The 19,054-nt window shown below is 65.7% G+C and carries 21 protein-coding genes; 12 read left to right on the forward strand and 9 right to left on the reverse strand.

The window, feature by feature from the left end; genetic code table 11:
• Window positions 1-34: 34 nt before the first annotated feature.
• The 5 genes from AB7F10_RS12085 (at window position 35) to AB7F10_RS12105 (ending at window position 3,237) form a co-directional block, all read left to right on the forward strand.
• Window positions 35-616: an NADPH-dependent FMN reductase gene (locus AB7F10_RS12085; protein ID WP_428561187.1), complete on the forward strand. Its 582-nt coding sequence runs from the start codon at window positions 35-37 to the stop codon at window positions 614-616.
• A gap of 31 nt (window positions 617-647) precedes the next feature.
• Complete coding sequence (gene pyrF, locus AB7F10_RS12090) at window positions 648-1,343, forward strand: orotidine-5'-phosphate decarboxylase (protein ID WP_428561189.1); 696 nt, start codon at window positions 648-650, stop codon at window positions 1,341-1,343.
• A 17-nt stretch (window positions 1,344-1,360) separates the two neighbouring features.
• Window positions 1,361-1,672: a DUF1330 domain-containing protein gene (locus AB7F10_RS12095; RefSeq protein WP_428561191.1), complete on the forward strand. Its 312-nt coding sequence runs from the start codon at window positions 1,361-1,363 to the stop codon at window positions 1,670-1,672.
• A 73-nt stretch (window positions 1,673-1,745) separates the two neighbouring features.
• Window positions 1,746-2,585 carry a 4-hydroxy-tetrahydrodipicolinate reductase gene (dapB, locus tag AB7F10_RS12100; RefSeq protein ID WP_428561193.1) on the forward strand — a complete coding sequence of 280 codons (840 nt, stop codon included), beginning with the start codon at window positions 1,746-1,748 and terminating at the stop codon, window positions 2,583-2,585.
• A 28-nt stretch (window positions 2,586-2,613) separates the two neighbouring features.
• A complete protein-coding gene (locus AB7F10_RS12105) occupies window positions 2,614-3,237 on the forward strand; it encodes a 2,3-bisphosphoglycerate-dependent phosphoglycerate mutase (protein ID WP_428561196.1) in 624 nt (207 codons plus the stop codon).
• Here AB7F10_RS12105 and AB7F10_RS12110 read toward each other — a convergent pair.
• Together AB7F10_RS12110 and AB7F10_RS12115 are read right to left on the reverse strand one after the other, a co-directional pair.
• Window positions 3,234-4,166 carry a methylated-DNA--[protein]-cysteine S-methyltransferase gene (locus AB7F10_RS12110; RefSeq protein ID WP_428561199.1) on the reverse strand — a complete coding sequence of 311 codons (933 nt, stop codon included), beginning with the start codon at window positions 4,164-4,166 and terminating at the stop codon, window positions 3,234-3,236. The genes AB7F10_RS12105 and AB7F10_RS12110 overlap by 4 nt on opposite strands.
• 94 nt (window positions 4,167-4,260) lie before the next feature.
• Window positions 4,261-4,791 carry a DUF2244 domain-containing protein gene (locus AB7F10_RS12115; RefSeq protein ID WP_428561202.1) on the reverse strand — a complete coding sequence of 177 codons (531 nt, stop codon included), beginning with the start codon at window positions 4,789-4,791 and terminating at the stop codon, window positions 4,261-4,263.
• A 139-nt stretch (window positions 4,792-4,930) separates the two neighbouring features.
• Between AB7F10_RS12115 and nth the strand changes: the two genes are divergently transcribed.
• From nth to paaK, 3 genes are read left to right on the forward strand one after another with little or no spacing between them, the layout of a single operon-like run.
• Window positions 4,931-5,671 (forward strand): endonuclease III, encoded by a 741-nt coding sequence (gene nth, locus AB7F10_RS12120; protein ID WP_428561205.1) that lies wholly within the window; start codon window positions 4,931-4,933, stop codon window positions 5,669-5,671.
• A 22-nt stretch (window positions 5,672-5,693) separates the two neighbouring features.
• Complete coding sequence (locus AB7F10_RS12125) at window positions 5,694-7,112, forward strand: enoyl-CoA hydratase/isomerase family protein (protein ID WP_428561208.1); 1,419 nt, start codon at window positions 5,694-5,696, stop codon at window positions 7,110-7,112.
• A gap of 27 nt (window positions 7,113-7,139) precedes the next feature.
• Window positions 7,140-8,468 (forward strand): phenylacetate--CoA ligase PaaK, encoded by a 1,329-nt coding sequence (gene paaK, locus AB7F10_RS12130; RefSeq protein WP_428561211.1) that lies wholly within the window; start codon window positions 7,140-7,142, stop codon window positions 8,466-8,468.
• Here paaK and AB7F10_RS12135 read toward each other — a convergent pair.
• Complete coding sequence (locus AB7F10_RS12135) at window positions 8,465-9,217, reverse strand: sulfate transporter family protein (protein ID WP_428561213.1); 753 nt, start codon at window positions 9,215-9,217, stop codon at window positions 8,465-8,467. The two genes, paaK and AB7F10_RS12135, sit on opposite strands and share 4 nt — an antisense overlap.
• 52 nt (window positions 9,218-9,269) lie before the next feature.
• Complete coding sequence (locus AB7F10_RS12140) at window positions 9,270-10,076, reverse strand: YiiX/YebB-like N1pC/P60 family cysteine hydrolase (protein ID WP_428561594.1); 807 nt, start codon at window positions 10,074-10,076, stop codon at window positions 9,270-9,272.
• 114 nt (window positions 10,077-10,190) lie between these two features.
• Between AB7F10_RS12140 and AB7F10_RS12145 the strand changes: the two genes are divergently transcribed.
• Entirely contained in the window at window positions 10,191-11,645 is a 1,455-nt protein-coding gene (locus AB7F10_RS12145; RefSeq protein WP_428561214.1) for a flavin monoamine oxidase family protein, read from the forward strand.
• 10 nt (window positions 11,646-11,655) lie between these two features.
• Complete coding sequence (locus tag AB7F10_RS12150) at window positions 11,656-12,327, forward strand: ATP-binding protein (protein WP_428561217.1); 672 nt, start codon at window positions 11,656-11,658, stop codon at window positions 12,325-12,327.
• A 116-nt stretch (window positions 12,328-12,443) separates the two neighbouring features.
• Here AB7F10_RS12150 and pheT read toward each other — a convergent pair whose 3' ends face one another.
• Genes pheT through rpmI form a run of 5 tightly spaced genes read right to left on the reverse strand, consistent with a single transcriptional unit; the run spans window position 12,444 to window position 17,105 of the window.
• Window positions 12,444-14,861 carry a phenylalanine--tRNA ligase subunit beta gene (gene pheT, locus AB7F10_RS12155; RefSeq protein ID WP_428561219.1) on the reverse strand — a complete coding sequence of 806 codons (2,418 nt, stop codon included), beginning with the start codon at window positions 14,859-14,861 and terminating at the stop codon, window positions 12,444-12,446.
• The gene (gene pheS / locus AB7F10_RS12160; protein WP_428561222.1) at window positions 14,858-15,940 is read right to left on the reverse strand and encodes a phenylalanine--tRNA ligase subunit alpha; all 1,083 of its coding nucleotides are present in this window, start codon (window positions 15,938-15,940) and stop codon (window positions 14,858-14,860) included. Before pheS ends, pheT begins: the two co-directional genes overlap by 4 nt.
• 4 nt (window positions 15,941-15,944) lie before the next feature.
• Window positions 15,945-16,445, reverse strand: coding sequence for a DinB family protein (locus tag AB7F10_RS12165; protein WP_428561225.1), 501 nt, complete (start codon window positions 16,443-16,445; stop codon window positions 15,945-15,947).
• Between the two features lie 34 nt (window positions 16,446-16,479).
• Entirely contained in the window at window positions 16,480-16,854 is a 375-nt protein-coding gene (gene rplT, locus AB7F10_RS12170) for a 50S ribosomal protein L20 (RefSeq protein ID WP_428561228.1), read from the reverse strand.
• A 50-nt stretch (window positions 16,855-16,904) separates the two neighbouring features.
• The gene (gene rpmI / locus AB7F10_RS12175) at window positions 16,905-17,105 is read right to left on the reverse strand and encodes a 50S ribosomal protein L35 (RefSeq protein ID WP_428561230.1); all 201 of its coding nucleotides are present in this window, start codon (window positions 17,103-17,105) and stop codon (window positions 16,905-16,907) included.
• Between the two features lie 305 nt (window positions 17,106-17,410).
• On the opposite strand from rpmI, the gene AB7F10_RS12180 reads away from it, so the two are divergent.
• Window positions 17,411-17,776 carry a hypothetical protein gene (locus tag AB7F10_RS12180; RefSeq protein ID WP_428561232.1) on the forward strand — a complete coding sequence of 122 codons (366 nt, stop codon included), beginning with the start codon at window positions 17,411-17,413 and terminating at the stop codon, window positions 17,774-17,776.
• Window positions 17,777-17,989: 213 nt separating this feature from the next.
• Complete coding sequence (locus AB7F10_RS12185; protein WP_428561234.1) at window positions 17,990-19,003, forward strand: class I SAM-dependent methyltransferase; 1,014 nt, start codon at window positions 17,990-17,992, stop codon at window positions 19,001-19,003.
• Window positions 19,004-19,054: the final 51 nt, after the last annotated feature.

The following is a 19,054-nucleotide window of genomic DNA, read 5'->3' on the forward strand; positions in this document are numbered from 1 at the left end:
TATGGAAGCCCTCGCGTCACTCGCCGGGGGCTCCATGCCGTCACCGAAAATTCTCGTCATTCCGGGCTCGCTTCGCGCGGGCTCCCACAACATCAAGCTCGCCGCTCTGATGGTAAAGGAACTGACGCTGCTCGACGTCGAGGTGACGCGCATCTCGCTCGAGGACTACCCGCTGCCGATCTATGACGCGAACCTCGAGAACAAGGCCGGCCCGCCAGCCAACGCGCTGGCGCTCAAGCAGATGATCTGCGCGCATCAGGGCGTGTTTTTCGCGAGCCCCGAATACAACGCGTCGATCAATCCGCTGACCAAGAACAGCATCGACTGGGTGTCGCGCGTCCGCGAGCGTAACGATCCGCCGCTCGCCGCCTACAAGGGCCGCGTGTTCGCGCTCGGCTCGGCCTCGCCGGGCCCGTTCGGCGGCATGCGGGGATTGCTCGCGCTGCGCCAGTCGCTCGAAATCGGCTGCGGCGCGACCGTGATCCCCGAACAGATCTCGGTAATGAATGCCGAGCATGCGTTCAACGAGCGGGACGAACTGGCGGATACCCGCTCCGCCAATCAGTTGCGTAACGTGGCGCAACGGCTTATCGACACCGCCCGGCTGATGACGTGAGACCCTGCAAGCAACAAGGCAAGCAATGGCGATGACTGCAAGAGACCGTCTGATCGTCGCGCTCGACCTGTCTTCGGTCGAGGCGGCGCAGGCGCTGGTGACGCGCTGCGGCGACGCGGTGAGTTTCTACAAGATCGGCTATCAGCTCGGCTTCGCCGGCGGCCTGTCGTTCGCCCGGAAGCTGATCGGCGAGGGCAAGCAGGTTTTTCTCGATTTCAAGCTGCACGACATCGGCAACACGATCGAAAAAGGCACCGAGAGTATCGCGAAACTCGGCGCGACGTTTCTCACCGTCCACGCCTATCCGCAGACGATGAAAGCCGCCGTTGCCGGCAGGCGCGGCTCGTCGCTGAAAATTCTCGCGGTGACGGTGCTGACCTCCTACGACGACAATGACCTCGCGACTGCGGGTTACCGCGGCACTGTCACGGACCTGGTCGCGACGCGCGCGCGCCAGGCCGCGGACGCCGGCATCGACGGGATCGTCTGTTCGGCCGAGGAAGCGGCCGCGCTGCGCCGCATCGTCAGCCCGTCGATGGCGCTGGTAACGCCGGGCATCCGGCCGGCGGGCGCCGCGACCGGCGACCAGAAGCGCATCATGACGCCGGCGAAGGCGATCGCCGCCGGCGCCGATTATCTGGTGGTCGGACGGCCGATCACGGAAGCCGCCGATCCGAAGACGGCGGCGGAGGCGATCGTCGCCGAAATTGCCACCGCGAAAAGCTGACTGAAGGGAAGCAGGACATGGCCAAGGGTTACTGGGTCGCGCAGGTCGAGGTGAAGAACGCGGACGATTACAAGGCCAACTACGCCGCGGTGCTTGGGCCGGTGCTGGCGAAATTCGGCGGCAAATACGTGACGCGTGGCGGCCAGACCGAGCAGGTCGAAGGCAAGGGCAAGAGCCGCGTCGTGGTGCTGGAGTTTCCGAGCTACCAGGCGGCGCTGGAGTGCTACCGCTCGGCCGACTACGCCAAGCTCAAGGCGGTGCGCATGGCCGCCGCCGAGGCCGACATCGTCGTGGTCGAAGGCTACGACGGCCCGCAGCCCGGCGCCTGACCCGGCGGTTCCGGCGCGGCTTTCCATCGAACTGCCGGCCCGCTATACCGGCCTGAAATCCGGGAGCGGGTACATGGCCGACAGCAGAAGCGAAAAGTCCGGCGATATGCGGCTGGTGGTGGCCGGCGCCGGCGGGCGCATGGGCCGCACGCTGGTCAAGGCGATCGCCGAGACGAAAGGGCTTGCGCTCGCGGGTGCGCTGGAGGATCCGCGCTCGCCGCTGATCGGCTGGGACGCCGGCATGTTGGCCGGCATCAGCGAGATCGGCGTCAAGCTCACCGGCGATGCGGAGAAGGCGATATCCGAGGCCGACGGCGTGATCGACTTCACCGTGCCGGTTGCGACGCTGCATTACGCCGAGATCGCGGCCAAGGCGCGCAAGGTTCATGTCATCGGCACGACGGGCATGAGCGCGGCCGACGAGGCGAAGATCGTGCTCGCCGCCAAGACTGCGACGATCGTGAAATCCGGCAATATGAGTCTCGGCGTCAATCTGCTCGCCGCGCTGGCGCGCCGCGTCGCCAAGACGCTCGACGATACGTTCGACATCGAAATCGTCGAGATGCATCACAATCAGAAGATCGATGCACCCTCCGGCACCGCTCTGCTTCTGGGTCGCGCGGCGGCGGAAGGCCGCGGCGTCAATCTCGACCAGCGTTCGGTCAGAAGCCGCGACGGTCATACCGGCAAGCGCAATCCCGGCGACATCGGCTTTGCCGCATTGCGCGGCGGTACGGTGGTCGGCGAGCATACGGTGATGTTCGCGGGGCCCGCCGAGCGCATCGAACTCACCCACAAGGCCGAGGATCGCATGATCTTCGCGCGCGGCGCGCTGCATGCAGCGCTGTGGGCGCGCGGCCAGAAGCCGGGACTTTATTCGATGGCCGACGTGCTCGGTCTCGGTGCGATCTGAATTTGATACCAAGCCAGGAACGATTGTGATGAGCGAACGCTTGCTTGTGCTGGTGCGTCACGGCCAGAGCGAATGGAATCTGAAAAACCTGTTCACCGGCTGGCGCGATGTCGATCTGACGGAGAAGGGCGTCGGCGAGGCGCAGGAGGCCGGCCGCAAGCTGAAGGCGCAGGGCATCGTGTTCGACGTCGCCTATACGTCGGCGCTGAAGCGCGCGCAGCGCACCAACGAGCTGATCCTCACCGAGATGGGGCAGACGACAGTCCCGGTGATCCGCAACCTTGCGCTCAATGAGCGCGACTACGGCGATCTCTCCGGTCTCAACAAGGATGACGCGCGCGCGAAATGGGGCGAGGAGCAGGTGCACATCTGGCGGCGTTCCTACGACGTGCCGCCGCCGGGCGGCGAGAGTCTGAAGGATACGCTGGCGCGCACGCTGCCTTATTACGTCACCGAAATTCAGCCGCGCGTGCTGCGTGGCGAGCGCGTGCTGGTCACCGCGCACGGCAACAGCTTGCGCGCGCTGGTGATGGTGCTGGAACGGCTGACGCCGGAAGGCATCCTGAAGCGCGAGATCGGCACCGGCGCGCCGATCGTCTACCGGCTCAATGCCGATTCCACGGTGCAGGACCGCAAGGACCTCGCGGCTTAAGCCGCCGTCGCCGCCTGTCCCGCTTCCCAGCCGAGCATCGCGCGCTTGCGGGTGATGCCCCAGTGATAGCCGGTGATATCGCCGTCCTTGCCGACGACGCGATGGCACGGCACCACGAAGCAGATCGGGTTCTTGCCGACCGCGGCGCCGACCGCGCGCGCCGCCTTCGGCGCATCGATCTTGCCGGCGATGCCCGAATAGGTGTCGAGACCGCCCATCGGGATCGACAGCAGCTGCTCCCAGACGCGAACCTCGAAGTCGGTGCCGATCAGCACGACGCGCAGCGGCTGGTTCGGTTTCCACAGTCCGGTGTCGAAGATGCGCCGCGCGGTCGGTGCGGTCGCCGCGAAGTCCTCGACATATCTGGCGCGCGGCCAGCGCGATTTCATGTCCTTCAACGCGGCGCGCTCCTTGCCGGCGTCGGCGAGCGCAAGACCGGCGAGCCCGCGCGGTGTCGTCATCACCAGCGCCATGCCGAACGGCGAAGGATGGAAACCGTAGGTCAGGGTCAGGCCTTCGCCGCCGGCCTTCCATTCGCCGGGCGACATCGCTTCATGCGTGACGAACAGATCGTGCAGCCGGCCGGGACCGGACAGGCCGACCCCGTAAGCCGCATCGAGAATGCTCGCCTTGCCGCGCAGCAGGTCGCGCGCGTGGTTGAGCGTCAGCGCCTGCAAAAACGCCTTCGGCGTCAGCCCGCACCAGCGGCGGAACAGATGATGCAGGTCGGTCGCGGTGACGCCGGCGGCGTCGGCGATGGTGTCGATCTCCGGCTGCGAGCGCCAGTTGCCGCGGATATGTGCGATGGCGCGGCGCACGATGTCGTAGTCGGCGGCAGCCGTCGTGAGCGGGGCAAAACCGGGCAGGTTCCTGACGAGCGAGGTTTTGGCGAGCGCGAGCTTTTTCGCGGACAAGTCTTTCACGGACATGGCGGTCTGGCTGTTTTGCGTTGCTGTCATCATGGCCGGAAATCTAGGGAGCGGGCCAGCGCCGAACCACCCGATTTCTGGCTTTTTCAGCGGTCTAGGGGAGCACAGTGCGGTCCGGGCCGCGCTTGGCCAGCGCCAGCGCGCGGTCGAGCGCGCGGGCAAAGCTCACCTTCTCGTCGGGGCCGAGGAAGCCGGCGACGCTGACCCTCTCGCCGCGCGAGACGAGATCGAGCCGCTCGACGCCATAATCGGCGTCGACTTCCTGCTCGAGCCGGACCCACAGCGGATTGGCGCTCCATTCCCGCACCTTGCCGTGGTGGCTGACCTTGCGGACCGTCATCTGTTCCGGCGTGATGACGACCTCCTCGAAGGCGGTGGCGCGGCGATAATTGATGCGGAAGGCGAGATAGAGCAGCGCCACGTCGAGTCCGAAGAAGCCGAATACCGGCCAGGCCCCCATGATGAGGAAGGCGATGCCGGCGGCGAAGGAGAACACCGACATCACCGCCATCAGGATCAGGAAGCCGCGCGGCCCGAGCGAGCGATGCGGCGTGATAATCGCAGTGAAGATCGGCCGCGTGCCATTCATCGCATTGGCTGTGCCAGAGAGATTGTCCAACGTCATCGTGGCAGTATACCGTGGCTTTCGGTAGGCGTGACATATGACGCGAAAGACGGCGAAACAACGGACAGCGGCAAGGCGCACGGAGCCGGCGCGCGGTGGAAAGTCCGGACGGACGGCCAAGGCCGGTAAAGTCGCAAGAATGGCCGGGGCCGCCAGAAAAACCGCCCGAAAGACCACGAAAAAAAACGCCGCAAAGACGTCAGCGAAAGCGCCCTTCGTTCCCTCAATCGCATCGAAGCCCTGGACGCCGGCCGAGATCGAGGAGGCATTCCGCCGCTTTCAGGCCGCCAATCCGGAGCCGAAGGGCGAGCTGATCCACGTCAATCCCTACACGCTGCTGGTCGCCGTCGTGCTCTCTGCGCAGGCGACCGACGCCGGCGTCAACAAAGCGACGCCGGCTTTGTTCGCGCTCGCCGACACGCCGGAGAAGATGGTGGCGCTCGGCGAGGATCGCGTGCGCGATCTCGTCAAGACCATCGGCCTGTTCCGCACCAAGGCAAAGAACGTCGTCGAACTGTCTCGGCAGCTGATTGCGCAGCACGGCGGCGAGGTGCCGCCCTCGCGCGAGGCGCTGGAGCTGTTGCCCGGCGTCGGACGCAAGACCGCGAATGTCGTGCTCAACATCGCCTTCGGCGAGCCGACCATCGCGGTCGATACCCATCTGTTCCGGATCGGAAACCGCACGGGCCTCGCGCCCGGCAAGACGCCGTTCGAGGTCGAGCAGAATCTCGAGCGCGTCATTCCCGATCACTACAAGCGTCATGCGCATCACTGGCTCATCCTGCACGGCCGCTATGTCTGCGTGGCGCGCAAGCCCTTGTGCGAGACGTGCATCATCAACGATTTGTGCAAGTGGCCGGGCAAAACGGTCGCGCAATAACAACGATGCCGGAGGAAAGACGATGACCAAAGCCGTGAAAGTGCCGGATAGTGACGACCCCAAAACCATTCTCGCCGCCGGCGGAGTTTCGCCGAAAGCCGCCGCGGCCTGGCTGAAGTCCGAGCCGCGCGTCACTATGAGCTATGCGCGCGACACCGCCGCACACGGCAAGTTCTGGAAGGCGGGCACGGACCTGCTCGCCAAGCTGCCGCGCAAGCCGACGCGCAGCGCCGCCGAGCAGCGCGCCGCCGAGGCAATCCTGACGAAGGGCCGCGCCTCGCGCGAGGCCTATCTCATGCGCCACGCCGATGCGATCTATCGCAAGCTGACGAAAAATCTCTCGAACTTCGTGCGGCTCGAACAGCTCGCCTATGACGCGGCGAAGCTGGTGCCGGGTCTGGTGCCGAGTCGCAAGCAGGTCGACGCCGAAGCGCAGTTCAAGCAGGGCGAGAAAGACGGCGTCGAGGTCGACCAAGGCATTTTTCTCGCCCATGTGCTCGCCGATCCGGCCAACGGTATGCATCTGTGCGAGGCGATGCTGTGGCCGAAGCCCGAGGCGCTCGAGCGCGCCGCCGAATACGCGCGTACCGGTTTGATCGATTTCGGCGCGGCGCGCGTCGAGCGGCAGGGCAAGGCCTCCGTCGTCACGATCCAGAACCCGCGCTATCTCAATGCGGAGGATACCGGCACGCTCGATGACACCGAGACGGCGGCGGACATCGCCATCCTCGACGCCGACAGCCAGATCTGCGTGCTGCGCGGTGGACCGGTGCAGCATCCGAAATATGCCGGCCGCCGGGTGTTCTGCAGCGGCATCAATCTCACCCACATCTACAACGGCAAGATTCCCTATCTCTGGTACATCGTTCGCGACATGGGCATCGTCAACAAGATGATGCGCGGGCTTGCGACCGGCACGGCGAGCCCGGACGAGGTGCATGGCGGCACGCGCGAGAAATCCTGGATCACCGGCGTCGACGTTTTCGCCATCGGCGGCGGCTGCCAGTATCTGCTGGCGATGGACTATGTTGTTGCCGGCAAGAGCGCCTACATGACGCTGCCGGCGCGCAAGGAAGGCATCATCCCCGGCCTCGCCAATCTGCGCTTCCCGCGCTTCGTCGGCCCGCGCATCGCCCGGCAGGCGATCATGATGGACAAGCGGATCGACTGCGACAGCCCCGAAGGCAAGCTGATGTGCGATCTCGTGGTGCCGGACGATCAGGTGGACAGCGCGATCGCCGGCGTGGTCGAGGACTATACGAGTTCCGGCGTCGTCAGCGCTTCCGGCAACCGCCGGGCGCTGCGCGTCGGCGAGGAGCCGCTCGACCTGTTCCGCCGCTATATGGCGACCTACTGCCGTGAGCAGGCTTACTGCCATTTCAGTCCGGCGCTGATCGCCAATCTCGAAAAGCACTGGAACGCCGCCAGCCGCAAGATGTAGCCTCATCGTCCAACGACGGGACACGCCATGCCGGGACTACGCCTGAAAGGCGCCGACCTGACGCCGCGCCGCGAGACACTCGATCCGATCGAGATTGCCTCGCGTGACGAAATCTCGGCGTTGCAACTGAAGCGACTGAAATGGACGCTGGCGCACGCCTATAACAACGTCACGCCCTACAAAAAGAAGTTCGACGACGCCGGCGTTCATCCCGACGATCTCACATCGCTCGACGACCTGCGGAAGTTTCCCTTCACCGCCAAGAACGACCTGCGCGACAACTACCCGTTCGGCATGTTGGCGATGCCGCGCGAGCAGCTTGCCCGTGTGCATGCCTCGTCCGGCACCACCGGAAAGCCAACCGTTGTCGGCTACAGCAAGAATGACCTCGATATGTGGGCCGGCGTGATGGCGCGCACGCAGCGCGCCGCCGGCTGCCGGCCCGGCATGCTGGTGCACAACGCCTTCGGTTATGGGCTGTTCACCGGCGGCATCGGCTTCCACTACGGCGCCGAAAAGCTCGGCATGACGGTGGTGCCGGTGTCGAGCGGCATGACCGAACGGCAGGTGAAGATCGTCGGCGACTTCAAGCCGGACGTGATGTTCGCCACGCCGAGCTATCTGCTGGCGATCCTCGACGAGTTCCGTAAGCAAGGCGTCGATCCGCGCGCTTCATCGCTGAAAGTCGCGATGTGCGGCGCCGAGCCGTGGACGGCGGCGATGCGCGACGAGCTGGAAGACGCCTTCGACATGCACGTCACCGATAATTACGGGCTGTCCGAGGTGATCGGGCCTGGCGTCTCGGTCGAGTGCATCGAGGAAAAGGACGGCCTTGTGATCTGGGAGGACCATTTCTACCCGGAGGTGATCGATCCCGAGACCGGCGAGCCGGTGGCGGACGGCGAGCTGGGCGAACTGGTCTTTACCTCGCTCACCAAGGAAGCCATGCCGGTGATCCGCTATCGCACCCGCGACCTGTCGCGGCTGATGCCCGGCGGCGCGCGCTCGATGCGGCGGATGCAGAAGGTCACCGGCCGCGCCGACGACATGATGATCGTGCGCGGCGTCAATGTCTTCCCGACCCAGGTCGAGGAGATCATCCTGAAGGACGAGCGGCTCGCGCCGCATTTCCTGATCGAACTGCGCCGCGACGGCCGGCTCGACAGCATGACGGTGATCGTCGAGGCGCGCAGCGGCGTTGCCGACGGCGAGTGGCCGTCCTGCAATCGCGACCTCGCGCATCACATCAAGAACCTGATCGGCGTAACCGCGGAGATCAAAACGGTGCAGCCCGGCTCGGTCGAGCGCTCGATGGGCAAGGCGAAGCGCGTCAACGACCTGAGGGCGAAGGGCTAGCGTCTTGCCGGTGTTTCTGCCCGTGCCGGCTCGATCAGCTCCGCGCGCGGGCCCGACATCCGCTTGTGGATGTGGACCATATAGGCCATCGCGAACAGCGGCGTGATCAGGCTCACCACCGGGATCGACACGATGAAGGCGATCGGCAGGCCGGCGAGCCAGAGATAGCCGCGGTTGGCGCGGCGCATCGCCCTGGCCTCCGCCGGCGGGCGAAAGCGCATGGCGGCCAGCTCGAAATATTCGCGGCCAAGCAGATAGGCGTTGGCAAGGAACAGGATCAGAAATCCGACGCCCGCGAACAGCACGAAGGGCAGGGCGCAGAGATAAACGACGATCGTCAGCACCGCGATCTTGATGCCTTCGACGATCGCGGTCACGAACGGCAAAGCGCGGCCCGGAGCGTCGGCGGGATAATGAACGCGCTCGACGGCGTCGGCGATCTCGTCGACGAAGAAGCTGCCGACAAAGGCGGTGACCGCCGGCATCAGGAACACCGCGCCGGTGACGATACCGAGGCCCGCCGCGATCGACAGGATCCAGGAGATCGTCTCCCAGAGCGCGTGCGACGTGCTCGACCATGTGCCCTCCGCCCACACCGCGCCGCTGCCGGCGAGCCAGGCGAACAGGCGTTGCAGGCCGACGCCGATCAGCACGATCAGCAGCAGCGACAGGCCGATGGATTTGAACAGCACCGCCCGCAGCGGCGGCGTGACCATCTGGCCGAAGGCTTTGAAAGCAGCGTCGAGCATCAGCCAGAGTTAGGATGGCGGACGCTCTCCGGCAAGTGGCGCGACGGCCGGATCAGGCGGGGCTGAACGTTGCCGGCTGCGCGGTGGGCGGCGGGATGATGGTCTCAGCCTCTTCCCGGCCGACGGTGTCGGTCCAGTGCATCGCCCGGTAGTCGAAGCCGCGCACGATGGTCGGCTTCACCACCTCGAAATAGGGCGAGATGTCGAAGTCGCGCGGCGCAAACAGTGACGAGTGCCGGATTTCCAGCAATTCCTCATGCGCCGCCGCACTCTGCGTCACGGTCGGCAAAATCGGGAAGCGAACGCTCTCGAAAGCCTGCGCGATCAGTGCCGAGCAGATGATGCGGGTCGGATGGCCGGAGCCGAGCGCGATCATGCGCCGCCGCCAGCGCTGCGGCACCGGCAGCGGAAACAGGTAGCGCAGCAGGTCGGTGATGTTCTTCAGGTCGTAGTCGAAGCCGATGCGTTCGCTCGCATAGGTGCAGACGCGCGCGCGGTCCTCGTCGGTCAGCCCCACCGGCCGGCAGATGCGGGTGTGGTAGCGGGCATATTTCGAAAGCGGCGCGGCGACCACGCCCTGGCCGAGATTGGCCTCGACCAGCACCAGCGGCTCGCCCTGCGCGGTGACGCGGTCGCCGATCGGGCCGACATAGAGCGCGGCATGCGACCAGGTCGACTGCGTCAGATACTTGATAACGCCGGAAATATGATTGTTGCCTTCCACCAGCAGCACGTCGCCGGGGCGCAGGATTTCGCGCAGCGCGTCGGCTTCGCTCGGCGTGAACGGCTCGTAGCCGGCCTCCGGCTTCTCCAGATAGCGGGCGATCAGTTGCCCGATTCCGTCGAGCGCCCAACCCATGATGTTGCATCCCCAAGACGCCACGCCAGCGATGCGGCGCATGCTTTATCCCCGTGTGCGACTGTAAGGCGGACTCATTGCAGATTAGTTCATCGGCCGCGCCGGTGTAACGTCATGTTAGCCATGAAATTTGCGATGGCGCATGGCTTCGGGCATTGTCGCGCCGCATTCGTCAATCATCCGGATACCATGCCGACGATTAATCGCCGCGAATTCCTCGCCGGGTCCGCCGCTGCGTCCGCAACCGTCGCGGCGCCGGCGGCCGTGCGCGCGCAAGGCTTTGCCGATGTCGACGTTGCGATTATCGGCGGCGGCGCGGCCGGTATCGCCGCCGCGCGCCGCGTTATCGCAGCGAAGCGGCGTTGCGTGATCGTCGAGGCGACCGGCCGGCTCGGCGGCCGCTGTATCACGGACAATGCGATCTTCGGCGTGCCGTTCGATCGCGGTGCGCACTGGCTTCACCTGCCGGACAGCAATCCGCTGGCGCAGCTTGCGCCCTCGACGGGCCTCGATCTCTACGACGCGCCGCGCGGATTGAAGCTGCGGGTGCCGCCGCGCGCGGCGCGCGATATCGAGCTGGAGGACTATTTCACCAAACTGGTGCATGCCAACCGCGCCATCGTCGAAGCGGGACGCGCGAAAGGCGATCTGCCGGCCGCCGCCGCGCTGCCGGCCGATCTCGGCGACTGGCGGGACACCATCGAATTTTCCATCGGCCCCTACAGCACCGGCAAGGAGCTGGCGCAGCTATCCGCCACGGACATGTCGCGCGCGGTCGAGCGCGGCCGCGATGCCTTCTGCCGCGAGGGTTTCGGCGCGTTGCTGGTCAAGCTCGCGGCCGGGCTGCCGGTGCGGCTCGGCACGCCGGTGGACGAGATCGATTGGGACAACGGCGTCGTCATCGCGACCTCCAAGGGCAGGTTCCGCGCCCGCGCGGCGATCGTCACCGCCTCGACCGGCGCGCTCGCCGCCGGCAAGCTGAATTTCAAGCCGGCGCTGCCGAAGCGGCAGATGGATGCCATCAATGCGTTGTCGCTCGGAAGCTACGATCACATCGCGCTCGATCTTCCGGGAAATCCGCTCGGCCTCGACCGCGACGATCTGGTGATCGAGAAGTCGTCCGGACCGAAAACCGCGGCGCTGCTTGCCAATATCGGCGGCACATCTCTGTGTACCGTCGATGTCGCGGGCGGGTTCGGCCGCGATCTTGCGCGGCAGGGCGAGCCGGCGATGGCCGCCTTTGCGCGCGACTGGCTGAAGACGATGTTCGGCAATGATGTCGGCGCACGGATCGGCAAAACGGCGGCGACACGCTGGAACGACGAGCCTTATGCGCTCGGCGCGTTCTCCGCCGCCGCGCCGAACGGCGCCGATGCGCGCCGCGTGCTGATGGAGCCGCTGCGCGAGCGCGTGTGGTTCGCCGGCGAGGCGGTGCATCAGTCGCTGTGGGGTACCGTCGGCGGTGCCTGGGAGTCCGGCAATCGTGCGGCGGAAGCGGCGCTGAAAAAAATCGGAGCGCTGAAAGAGCGGGACGACGACAAGCCGGCGCCTCGTCGCCGCCGCCGCTGATGCTCTCCAAATGAAACCTCACAAGGCGATCGTCTCGTGGTCGAGCGGCAAGGACTGCGCCTTCGCGCTGCATGAGGTGCGGCGCACGGGCGGCTACGACATCGCCGGTGCGCTGACGACGGTGACCGAAACCTTCGGCCGCGTCAGCATGCACGGCGTGCGCGAGGAAATTCTGCGGGCGCAGCTCGCCGCTGCCCGACTGCCGCCCTTGATCGTTCCGATTCCCTGGCCGTGTCCGAACGAAACCTACGAGGCGCGCATGGCTGACGCGGTGCGCGACGCGCGGGCGCAGGGCGTCACGCACATGATCTTCGGGGACCTGTTTCTCGAAGACGTGCGGGCTTATCGGGAGCGGAAACTCGCCGGCACCGGCATTGCGCCGGTGTTTCCGCTGTGGGGCAGGCCGACTGATAAATTGGCGCGCGACATGATCGCGAGTGGACTGGAGGCGCGGCTGGTCTGTGTCGACACCGGGCAGGTGGATGAAAACTTCGCCGGCCGGACATTCGACGAGGCGCTGTTGCGCGATCTGCCGCCATCCGCCGACCCGTGCGGCGAAAATAGCGAGTTTCACACCTGCGTCACCGGCGGGCCGATGTTTTCACGCAGCGTTGTCGTCACGCCGGGCGAGGTCGTCCGGCGCGATCAGTTTGTCTATGCGGACCTGGTGTTGGCGGGGTGAACACGCTCCGCTCATTCCCGCGAAAGCGGGAATCCAGTGTTACAAGCAATTACGCTTGTCGTTGCAATGGGCCCCCGCTCTCGCGGGGGTGAGCGGCGTTTGACGGAACGACCGCACTAACCCCGCAGCGTGCCGCCGGTCTTCTTGGTGACCTCGCCGACGATCTTGGCGGCCAACGCCTCGATCTCGTCGTCGGTCATGGTCTTGTCGCGCGGCTGGATCGTCACCGCGATGGCGACCGACTTCTTACCCGGATCGATGCCCTTGCCTTCGTAGAGATCGAACACCGTCACGTTGGCGATCAGCTTGCGGTCGGCGCTTTGCGCAGCACGAACCACGTCGGCGGCCTTCACCGTGCTGTCGACGAGGAACGCGAAATCGCGCTCGACCGGCTGGAACGCCGAAAGCTCGAGCATCGGCTTGGCGCGGGTCGGCTTCGCCTTGGCCTCGGGAATTTTGTCGAGGGCCACCTCGAAGGCGACCAGCGGACCTTCGGCCTTCAGGGCTTCGAGGATGCGCGGATGCACCTCGCCGAAGTGACCGAGCACGTTCTGCGGGCCGATCTGGATGGTGCCGCTGCGGCCGGGATGGAACCAGGCCGGCCCGCCGGGCACCACTTGCAGCGCGTTCGCGGGGGCGCCGGCGGCCGCGAGCACGGCAAGCGCGTCGCCCTTGGCGTCGAAGGCGTCCACGCCCGCATTGGCGCCGGACCAGTGGCGGCCGGCTCCGCTCGCCTTCGCCAGCGCGCGGCGCAGGCCGGACGCGGCGATGAACTGGTCCTCGGGCTTGTCGCCCTTGAAGATCTGCCCGACCTCGAACAGCGCGACGTCGTTATAGCCGCGGTCGGCGTTGCGTTGCGCGGCGGCGATCAGGCCCGGCAGCAGGCTCGGCCGCATGTCGGAGAGTTCGGCCGCGATCGGGTTGGCAAGCGCGAGCGTGCCCGCGCCGCCGCCGAAGGTCGTGGCCTCGTGCTTCGACACGAACGACCAGGTGACCGCTTCCACCATGCCGCGCGCGGCAGCCGCGCGCTTGGCCTTGCGGGTGCGAAGCTGGATCGGCGTGAGAACCGGCTTGCGCGCGGTGTCGTCGCGTTCGAACGGCGTCGAGTGAACGTTGTCGACGCCGATGATGCGCACCAGCTCCTCGACGATGTCGGCCTTGCCCGACACGTCGGGCCGCCAGGTCGGCACCGCGACCTTCACCCTGTCGCTCTGTCCGGCGGCGAAGAAGCCGAGCTTCTCCAGGATGCGCCGCGCCTCCGGCAGCGACGTCTTGAGGCCGGTGAGGCGGGTCAGTTCAGTGAGCGGGAAGTCGATCACGAGTTCCGGGTGCGGCACCTCGCCGGCGACGACGACCTCCGACGGCGTGCCGCCGCAGAACTCCATCACCATTTTGGTGGCGAGGTCGAGGCCGGGCAGCATGTAGGCCGGATCGACACCACGCTCGAAACGATAGCGCGCGTCGGTGTTGATGCCGAGCTTGCGGCCGGTCTGCGCGATGTTGACCGGATCCCACAGCGCCGACTCGATCAGCACGTCGCTGGTTTTCTCGTCGCAGCCGGATTCCTCGCCGCCCATGATGCCGGCGAGCGACTCGACGCCCTTCTCGTCGGCGATCACGCACGTCGCTTCGTCGAGCGTGTAGGTGCGCCCGTCGAGCGCCAGCACGGTCTCGCCGTTCTTCGCGCGGCGGACGGTGAGGTTGCCCGTCACCTTGTTGGCGTCGAACACATGCAGCGGCCGGCCGCGGTCGAAGGTGATGTAGTTGGTGATGTCGACCAGCGCGTTGATCGGGCGCAGCCCGATCGCGGTCAGCCGCTTCTGCATCCATTCCGGCGAGGCGCCGTTCTTGATGCCCCTGACGAGCCGCAGGCCGAAAGCCGGGCACAGCGGATGGGTCTGGCCGAAATCGAGCGTGACCTTCACCGGGCAGGGAAACTCGCCCTTGATGGGCTTGGCCTGCCCGTCGCGATAGGTGCCGATGCTGGCGGCGCTGAGATCGCGGGCGATGCCGGCGACGCCGGTGCAGTCCGGGCGGTTCGGCGTCAGGCCGATTTCGATGACGGGATCGCCCAAGCTCGCCCATGCGGCATAGGGTGTGCCGACCGGCGCATCGGCCGGCAGGTCGATGATGCCGTCATGGTCGTCGGAGATCATCAGCTCGGCCGGCGAGCACAGCATGCCGTGGCTTTCGACGCCGCGAATCTTGCCGACCGACAGCGTGATGTCCTTGCCGGGAATGTAGGTGCCGGGCGGGGAAAATACGCTCTTCATCCCGCCGCGCGCGTTCGGCGCGCCGCAGACGACCTGGATCGGTTTGCCATCACCGGTGTCGACCATGCAGACGCGCAGCCGGTCGGCGTTCGGGTGCTTCTCGGCGGAAATCACCGAGGCGATCACGAAGGGCGCAAGCTGCTTTGCCTTGTCCTCGATCGCCTCGACCTCGAGGCCGATCATGGTCAGCTTGTCGGCGATCTCGCCGAGCGAAGCGTCGGTGTCGAGATGCTCTTTCAGCCAGGAGAGGGTGAACTTCATGCGCTGAGCCCTCCGGCCAGCGTCGGGAAGTCGAGCGGGCGGAAACCGTAGTGGTTGAGCCAGCGCACGTCGGCCTCGAAGAAGGGCCGCAGGTCCGGCATGCCGTATTTCAGCATGGCGATGCGGTCGATCCCCATGCCCCAGGCGAAGCCCTGCACGGCGTCGGGATCGAGCCCGCAATTGCGCAGCACGTTCGGGTGCACCATGCCGCAGCCGAGGATCTCCATCCAGTCGTCGCCCTCGCCGAAGCGCACTTCGTTCTTGTCGCGCTTGCACTGGATGTCGACTTCCAGCGACGGCTCGGTGAACGGAAAGAACGACGGGCGGAACCGCATCTTGACGGTGTTGACCTCGAAGAACGCCTTGCAGAATTCCTCGAGGATCCATTTCAGGTGGCCGAGATGCGAGGACTTGTCGATGACAAGCCCCTCGACCTGATGGAACATCGGCGTGTGGGTCTGGTCCGAGTCGCTGCGATAGGTGCGGCCGGGGCAGATCACGCGGATCGGCGGCTTCTGCGCGAGCATCGTGCGCACCTGCACCGGCGAGGTGTGGGTGCGCAACAGCATGCGTGAGCCGTCCGACTTCTGCGGGAAATAGAAGGTGTCGTGCATGTCCCGGGCCGGGTGGCCTTCCGGGAAGTTCAGCTTGGTGAAGTTGTAGTCGTCGGTCTCGACGTCCGGCCCTTCGGCGATGGCGAAGCCCATGTCGGCGAAGATCGCGGTCAGCTCGTCGATCACCTGGCTGATCGGATGGATGCGGCCGGTCTCGGCCGGCGTGTCGCGCAGCGGCAAGGTGACGTCGACCGTCTCGCTCGCAAGTCTTGCATCGAGCGCGGCGGTCTTCAGCGTATCCTTGCGCGCATTGATCGCGCCCGTGACGCGGTCCTTCAGCGCGTTGATCGCCGCGCCCTGCGTCTTGCGCTCGTCCGGCGACATCGCGCCGAGCGTTTTCAGGAGACCTGTCACCGAGCCGTTCTTGCCGAGCGCGGCGACGCGCACGGCCTCCAGTCCGGCTTCGTCGGCGGCCTTGTCGACCGCGCCGATCAGGTCCTGTTCGAGCGTTGAGATATCCGCCATGGTTTTACTCCGGCATCACGAACAGGTCGGTATCGTGCGGCTTGCCGCCGGCCTGCGTCAGCATGGCATGAACCTGTCCGCGATGATGGGTCTGGTGATTGAAAAAATGCATCAGGAGCTGCCAGCGCGGCTTGCTGATCTCGCGGCCGACCGCGCCGGAAAACCAGGTCAGGTCGCCGTCGATCCAGCGCGGGTCGAGCGCGTCGGCCCACGCGATGAGTTTTGCGTCCGCCGCCGCGCGTTCGCGCTTGAGATCGTCCCAGCCGGGAACGAGCGCGGGCGAACCCTTGATGCCGCATTCGGGCTTCGGCCAGCCGGCGAAGCGGCTCATCCACATCCGGTCGCCCCAGAGCAGATGGCTGAACGTGCCGTGGATCGAGCCGAAGAAAGTGCCGCGATCGCGGCGGCGCTCGTCGTCGGAGAGTGCGTCGGCAACCGTATAGAGATTGTCGTTCTGCCAGCGGTTGTACCGAGCCATCCGCTGAACATAGGCGGCATCGATCATCCGTCGCTCCGAACGGGCGACCGCCGTCGCGGCGTCAGGCCGCCGACGCGGTCTTTGGCAGGGCAGCCTTGGCCTTCTCGACGATCGCCTGGAACGCCGCCGGCTCGCGGATGGCGAGATCGGAGAGTACCTTGCGGTCGACTTCGATGCCGGCCTTGTCGAGCCCGGCAATGAACTTCGAATAGTTCAGGCCGAATGGACGCACCGCGGCGTTGATGCGCTGGATCCACAGCGCGCGGAAGCTGCGCTTGCGGCGCTTGCGGTCGCGGAAGGCGTACTGGTTCGCCTTGTCGACCGCCTGCTTGGCGATGCGGATGGTGTTCTTGCGGCGGCCGTAAAAGCCCTTCGCGGCCTTGAAGACTTTCTTGTGCTTGGCGTGCGCGGTGACACCGCGTTTGACGCGAGCCATGGCTGATCTCCTCTAACTCTGAAATTCGGTGAAAGCGAAAACGGATACCGTCAGCCGTTCGGCATCCAGTATTTCTTGATGTTGTCGCCGTCGGTCTTGAACAGGACCGCAGTGCCGCGGTGGTCGCGGATCTGCTTGGTCGTGCGTTTGATCATGCCGTGGCGTTTGCCGGACTGCTGGTACTTCACCTTGCCAGTGCCGGTAATCTTGAAGCGCTTTTTGGCGCCGGACTTGGTCTTCAGCTTGGGCATTTTGCTCTCCTGCGCGGCCCGAGGCGGCAAAGCCGCACGGCCGGTTTGACGCCGGGGCGCGAAACCCCGGCAAAGTGCTCGAAAATGAGCGAAATCGCCGCCACGGCAGCCCTTTTTCAGCCGGGCGGCGAGGGCGGGGTTATGGCAGAGGCTGTGGACAATGACAACAGGGTCGCGCCGCTGTCATTGCCCCGGGTTTTAACGGTTTCCGGCCTAATTCCGCCTCTGGCGCTGAAAACTGGCTCTTCCGCTCCCGTCGCGGCATGCTTTGGCTGCCCGATGGGACGCCAATCTGGAGAACGTCTGTGATGCGACCGTGGCTGCTCGCTTTCGCGCTGCTGGCGTCACCGATGCTGACGTCCCCGACACTGGCCGCCACCCCCTTCGATGGCCGCTGGAGCGTGTCGATCGTGACCGAACGGGGCGACTGCGACCGCGGCTATCGCTACGACGTCCGGATCGAGAACGGCCGGCTCTCCTATGACGGCGAGGGCGGCTTCAGTTTCTCCGGCGCAGTCGCGGCGGACGGCGCCGTGAAGGTCGCGGTCAGCAAGGGCAATCAGAATGCCAGCGGCGCGGGACGCCTCTCGGCGCGAAGCGGCAGCGGCACCTGGCGCGGCCGGTCATCGGCCGGCGAATGTTCGGGCCGATGGGATGCCGAGCGCCGCTGAGTAAAAAGCGGCAGACTTCGTTCGCATGGCCAGAAAAACTCTAGATTTGCCCGCATGTGCGGTGAATAAGCGCAGATTTTGTGGGTTCAATTCGAACGCCATACCGCTTATATAGCGTTGTCATCAAAAAAACTGGCCCGGAATTCTGGCCCAAACACTTTGTTTGTCGGCACTGACACTTTGTCGGCACACGATCTCGATGGAGAAATCGCCGTGCAGAAAACAAAATCTGTCGAAAAATCCGCCAATACCACGACGAACTTTGCAGAAATCAATGAACTCAAGGTCGATTTCAGCAGTCTCTACACCTCGAAAGACCCCAGAAATTACTTCAAGTATCTCGGTCAGCTCGATTACGTCATTCCGCACCTTGCCCAGCCGGTGTTTGCGCAGGTCATTCGTGCCCGCGCCGAGTTGCAGCAGGATCCTGTCACCGTTCTTGACGTCGGCTCGTCCTACGCCGTCAACGGCGCGCTGATGAAATACGCGCTGCGCTACGAAATGCTGCGCGAGCGCTACACCTTTCCCGGCCTCCAGCTTCTGAGCAGCGAGGAGCTGCTCGACCTCGACCGCAATTTCTTCAACGCCTGGCCGGAAAATCCCGGCGTCCGCACGATCGCGCTCGACATCTCCGAGAACGCAGTGCGCTATGCGCAGCAGTCCGGCACGGCCGATCTCGGCCTCGCCGCCGATTTCGAGGACCGCGACCCGACTCCTGCCGAGGCCGAAGCGCTCGCCAATGTCGACCTCATCATCTCAACCGGCTGCGTCGGCTATGTCACCGCGAAAACCTTCGACCGCATCGCCAAGGCGACCCGCAACGGCCGCACGCCATGGGTGGTGTCGTTCGTGCTGCGGATGTTCCCGTTCGATGACATCGCCAAGACGCTCGGCAAGTACGGGCTGGTGACCGAGAAGTTCGAAGGTGCGACCTTCGTGCAGCGCCGCTTCGGCAATCGCGAGGAGATGGAAGCGGCCATCATGGCGGTCGAGAAGCGCGGCATCGACACCCGCGGCCACGAGGCGGAAGGGCTCTACCACGCGGAGCTGTTCGTCTCGCGCCCGGCCGAGGAGATCGAGCGCGTGCCGCTGCAAAAGCTGTTGACGGTGGTGAGCGGCGCCAATGTGCCGTGGACCGTCGGCACCAATGTGCTCGGCAGTTTCGGCCGCGCCGCGCGCCGCCGCGCCCGCGCGCAGCGTCCGAAGCTGGTAGCGAAGCCGCACTGATTTAAGGGCTGTCGCAAGCCAAAAACAAAGACCGCGGTCCGGGCTCGGATC

The sequence above is a fragment of the Pseudolabrys sp. genome, assembly GCF_050250095.1.
Lineage (GTDB): Bacteria > Pseudomonadota > Alphaproteobacteria > Rhizobiales > Xanthobacteraceae > Pseudolabrys.

Excerpts from the sequence above, each read along its gene's own strand:
- dapB (WP_428561193.1), top strand. The coding sequence starts at position 1,746 with ATGGCCGACAGCAGAAGCGAAAAGTCCGGCGATATGCGGCTGGTGGTG.
- AB7F10_RS12135 (WP_428561213.1), bottom strand. The coding sequence starts at position 9,217 with ATGCTCGACGCTGCTTTCAAAGCCTTCGGCCAGATGGTCACGCCGCCG.
- AB7F10_RS12115 (WP_428561202.1), bottom strand. The coding sequence starts at position 4,791 with ATGACGTTGGACAATCTCTCTGGCACAGCCAATGCGATGAATGGCACG.
- AB7F10_RS12145 (WP_428561214.1), top strand. The coding sequence starts at position 10,191 with ATGTTAGCCATGAAATTTGCGATGGCGCATGGCTTCGGGCATTGTCGC.
- rpmI (WP_428561230.1), bottom strand. The coding sequence starts at position 17,105 with ATGCCCAAGCTGAAGACCAAGTCCGGCGCCAAAAAGCGCTTCAAGATT.
- pheS (WP_428561222.1), bottom strand. The coding sequence starts at position 15,940 with ATGGCGGATATCTCAACGCTCGAACAGGACCTGATCGGCGCGGTCGAC.
- AB7F10_RS12085 (WP_428561187.1), top strand. The coding sequence starts at position 35 with ATGCCGTCACCGAAAATTCTCGTCATTCCGGGCTCGCTTCGCGCGGGC.
- AB7F10_RS12165 (WP_428561225.1), bottom strand. The coding sequence starts at position 16,445 with ATGATCGATGCCGCCTATGTTCAGCGGATGGCTCGGTACAACCGCTGG.
- AB7F10_RS12140 (WP_428561594.1), bottom strand. The coding sequence starts at position 10,076 with ATGGGTTGGGCGCTCGACGGAATCGGGCAACTGATCGCCCGCTATCTG.
- pheT (WP_428561219.1), bottom strand. The coding sequence starts at position 14,861 with ATGAAGTTCACCCTCTCCTGGCTGAAAGAGCATCTCGACACCGACGCT.
- AB7F10_RS12105 (WP_428561196.1), top strand. The coding sequence starts at position 2,614 with ATGAGCGAACGCTTGCTTGTGCTGGTGCGTCACGGCCAGAGCGAATGG.
- AB7F10_RS12095 (WP_428561191.1), top strand. The coding sequence starts at position 1,361 with ATGGCCAAGGGTTACTGGGTCGCGCAGGTCGAGGTGAAGAACGCGGAC.
- nth (WP_428561205.1), top strand. The coding sequence starts at position 4,931 with ATGGCCGGGGCCGCCAGAAAAACCGCCCGAAAGACCACGAAAAAAAAC.
- paaK (WP_428561211.1), top strand. The coding sequence starts at position 7,140 with ATGCCGGGACTACGCCTGAAAGGCGCCGACCTGACGCCGCGCCGCGAG.
- AB7F10_RS12125 (WP_428561208.1), top strand. The coding sequence starts at position 5,694 with ATGACCAAAGCCGTGAAAGTGCCGGATAGTGACGACCCCAAAACCATT.
- AB7F10_RS12110 (WP_428561199.1), bottom strand. The coding sequence starts at position 4,166 with ATGTCCGTGAAAGACTTGTCCGCGAAAAAGCTCGCGCTCGCCAAAACC.
- AB7F10_RS12150 (WP_428561217.1), top strand. The coding sequence starts at position 11,656 with ATGAAACCTCACAAGGCGATCGTCTCGTGGTCGAGCGGCAAGGACTGC.
- rplT (WP_428561228.1), bottom strand. The coding sequence starts at position 16,854 with ATGGCTCGCGTCAAACGCGGTGTCACCGCGCACGCCAAGCACAAGAAA.
- pyrF (WP_428561189.1), top strand. The coding sequence starts at position 648 with ATGACTGCAAGAGACCGTCTGATCGTCGCGCTCGACCTGTCTTCGGTC.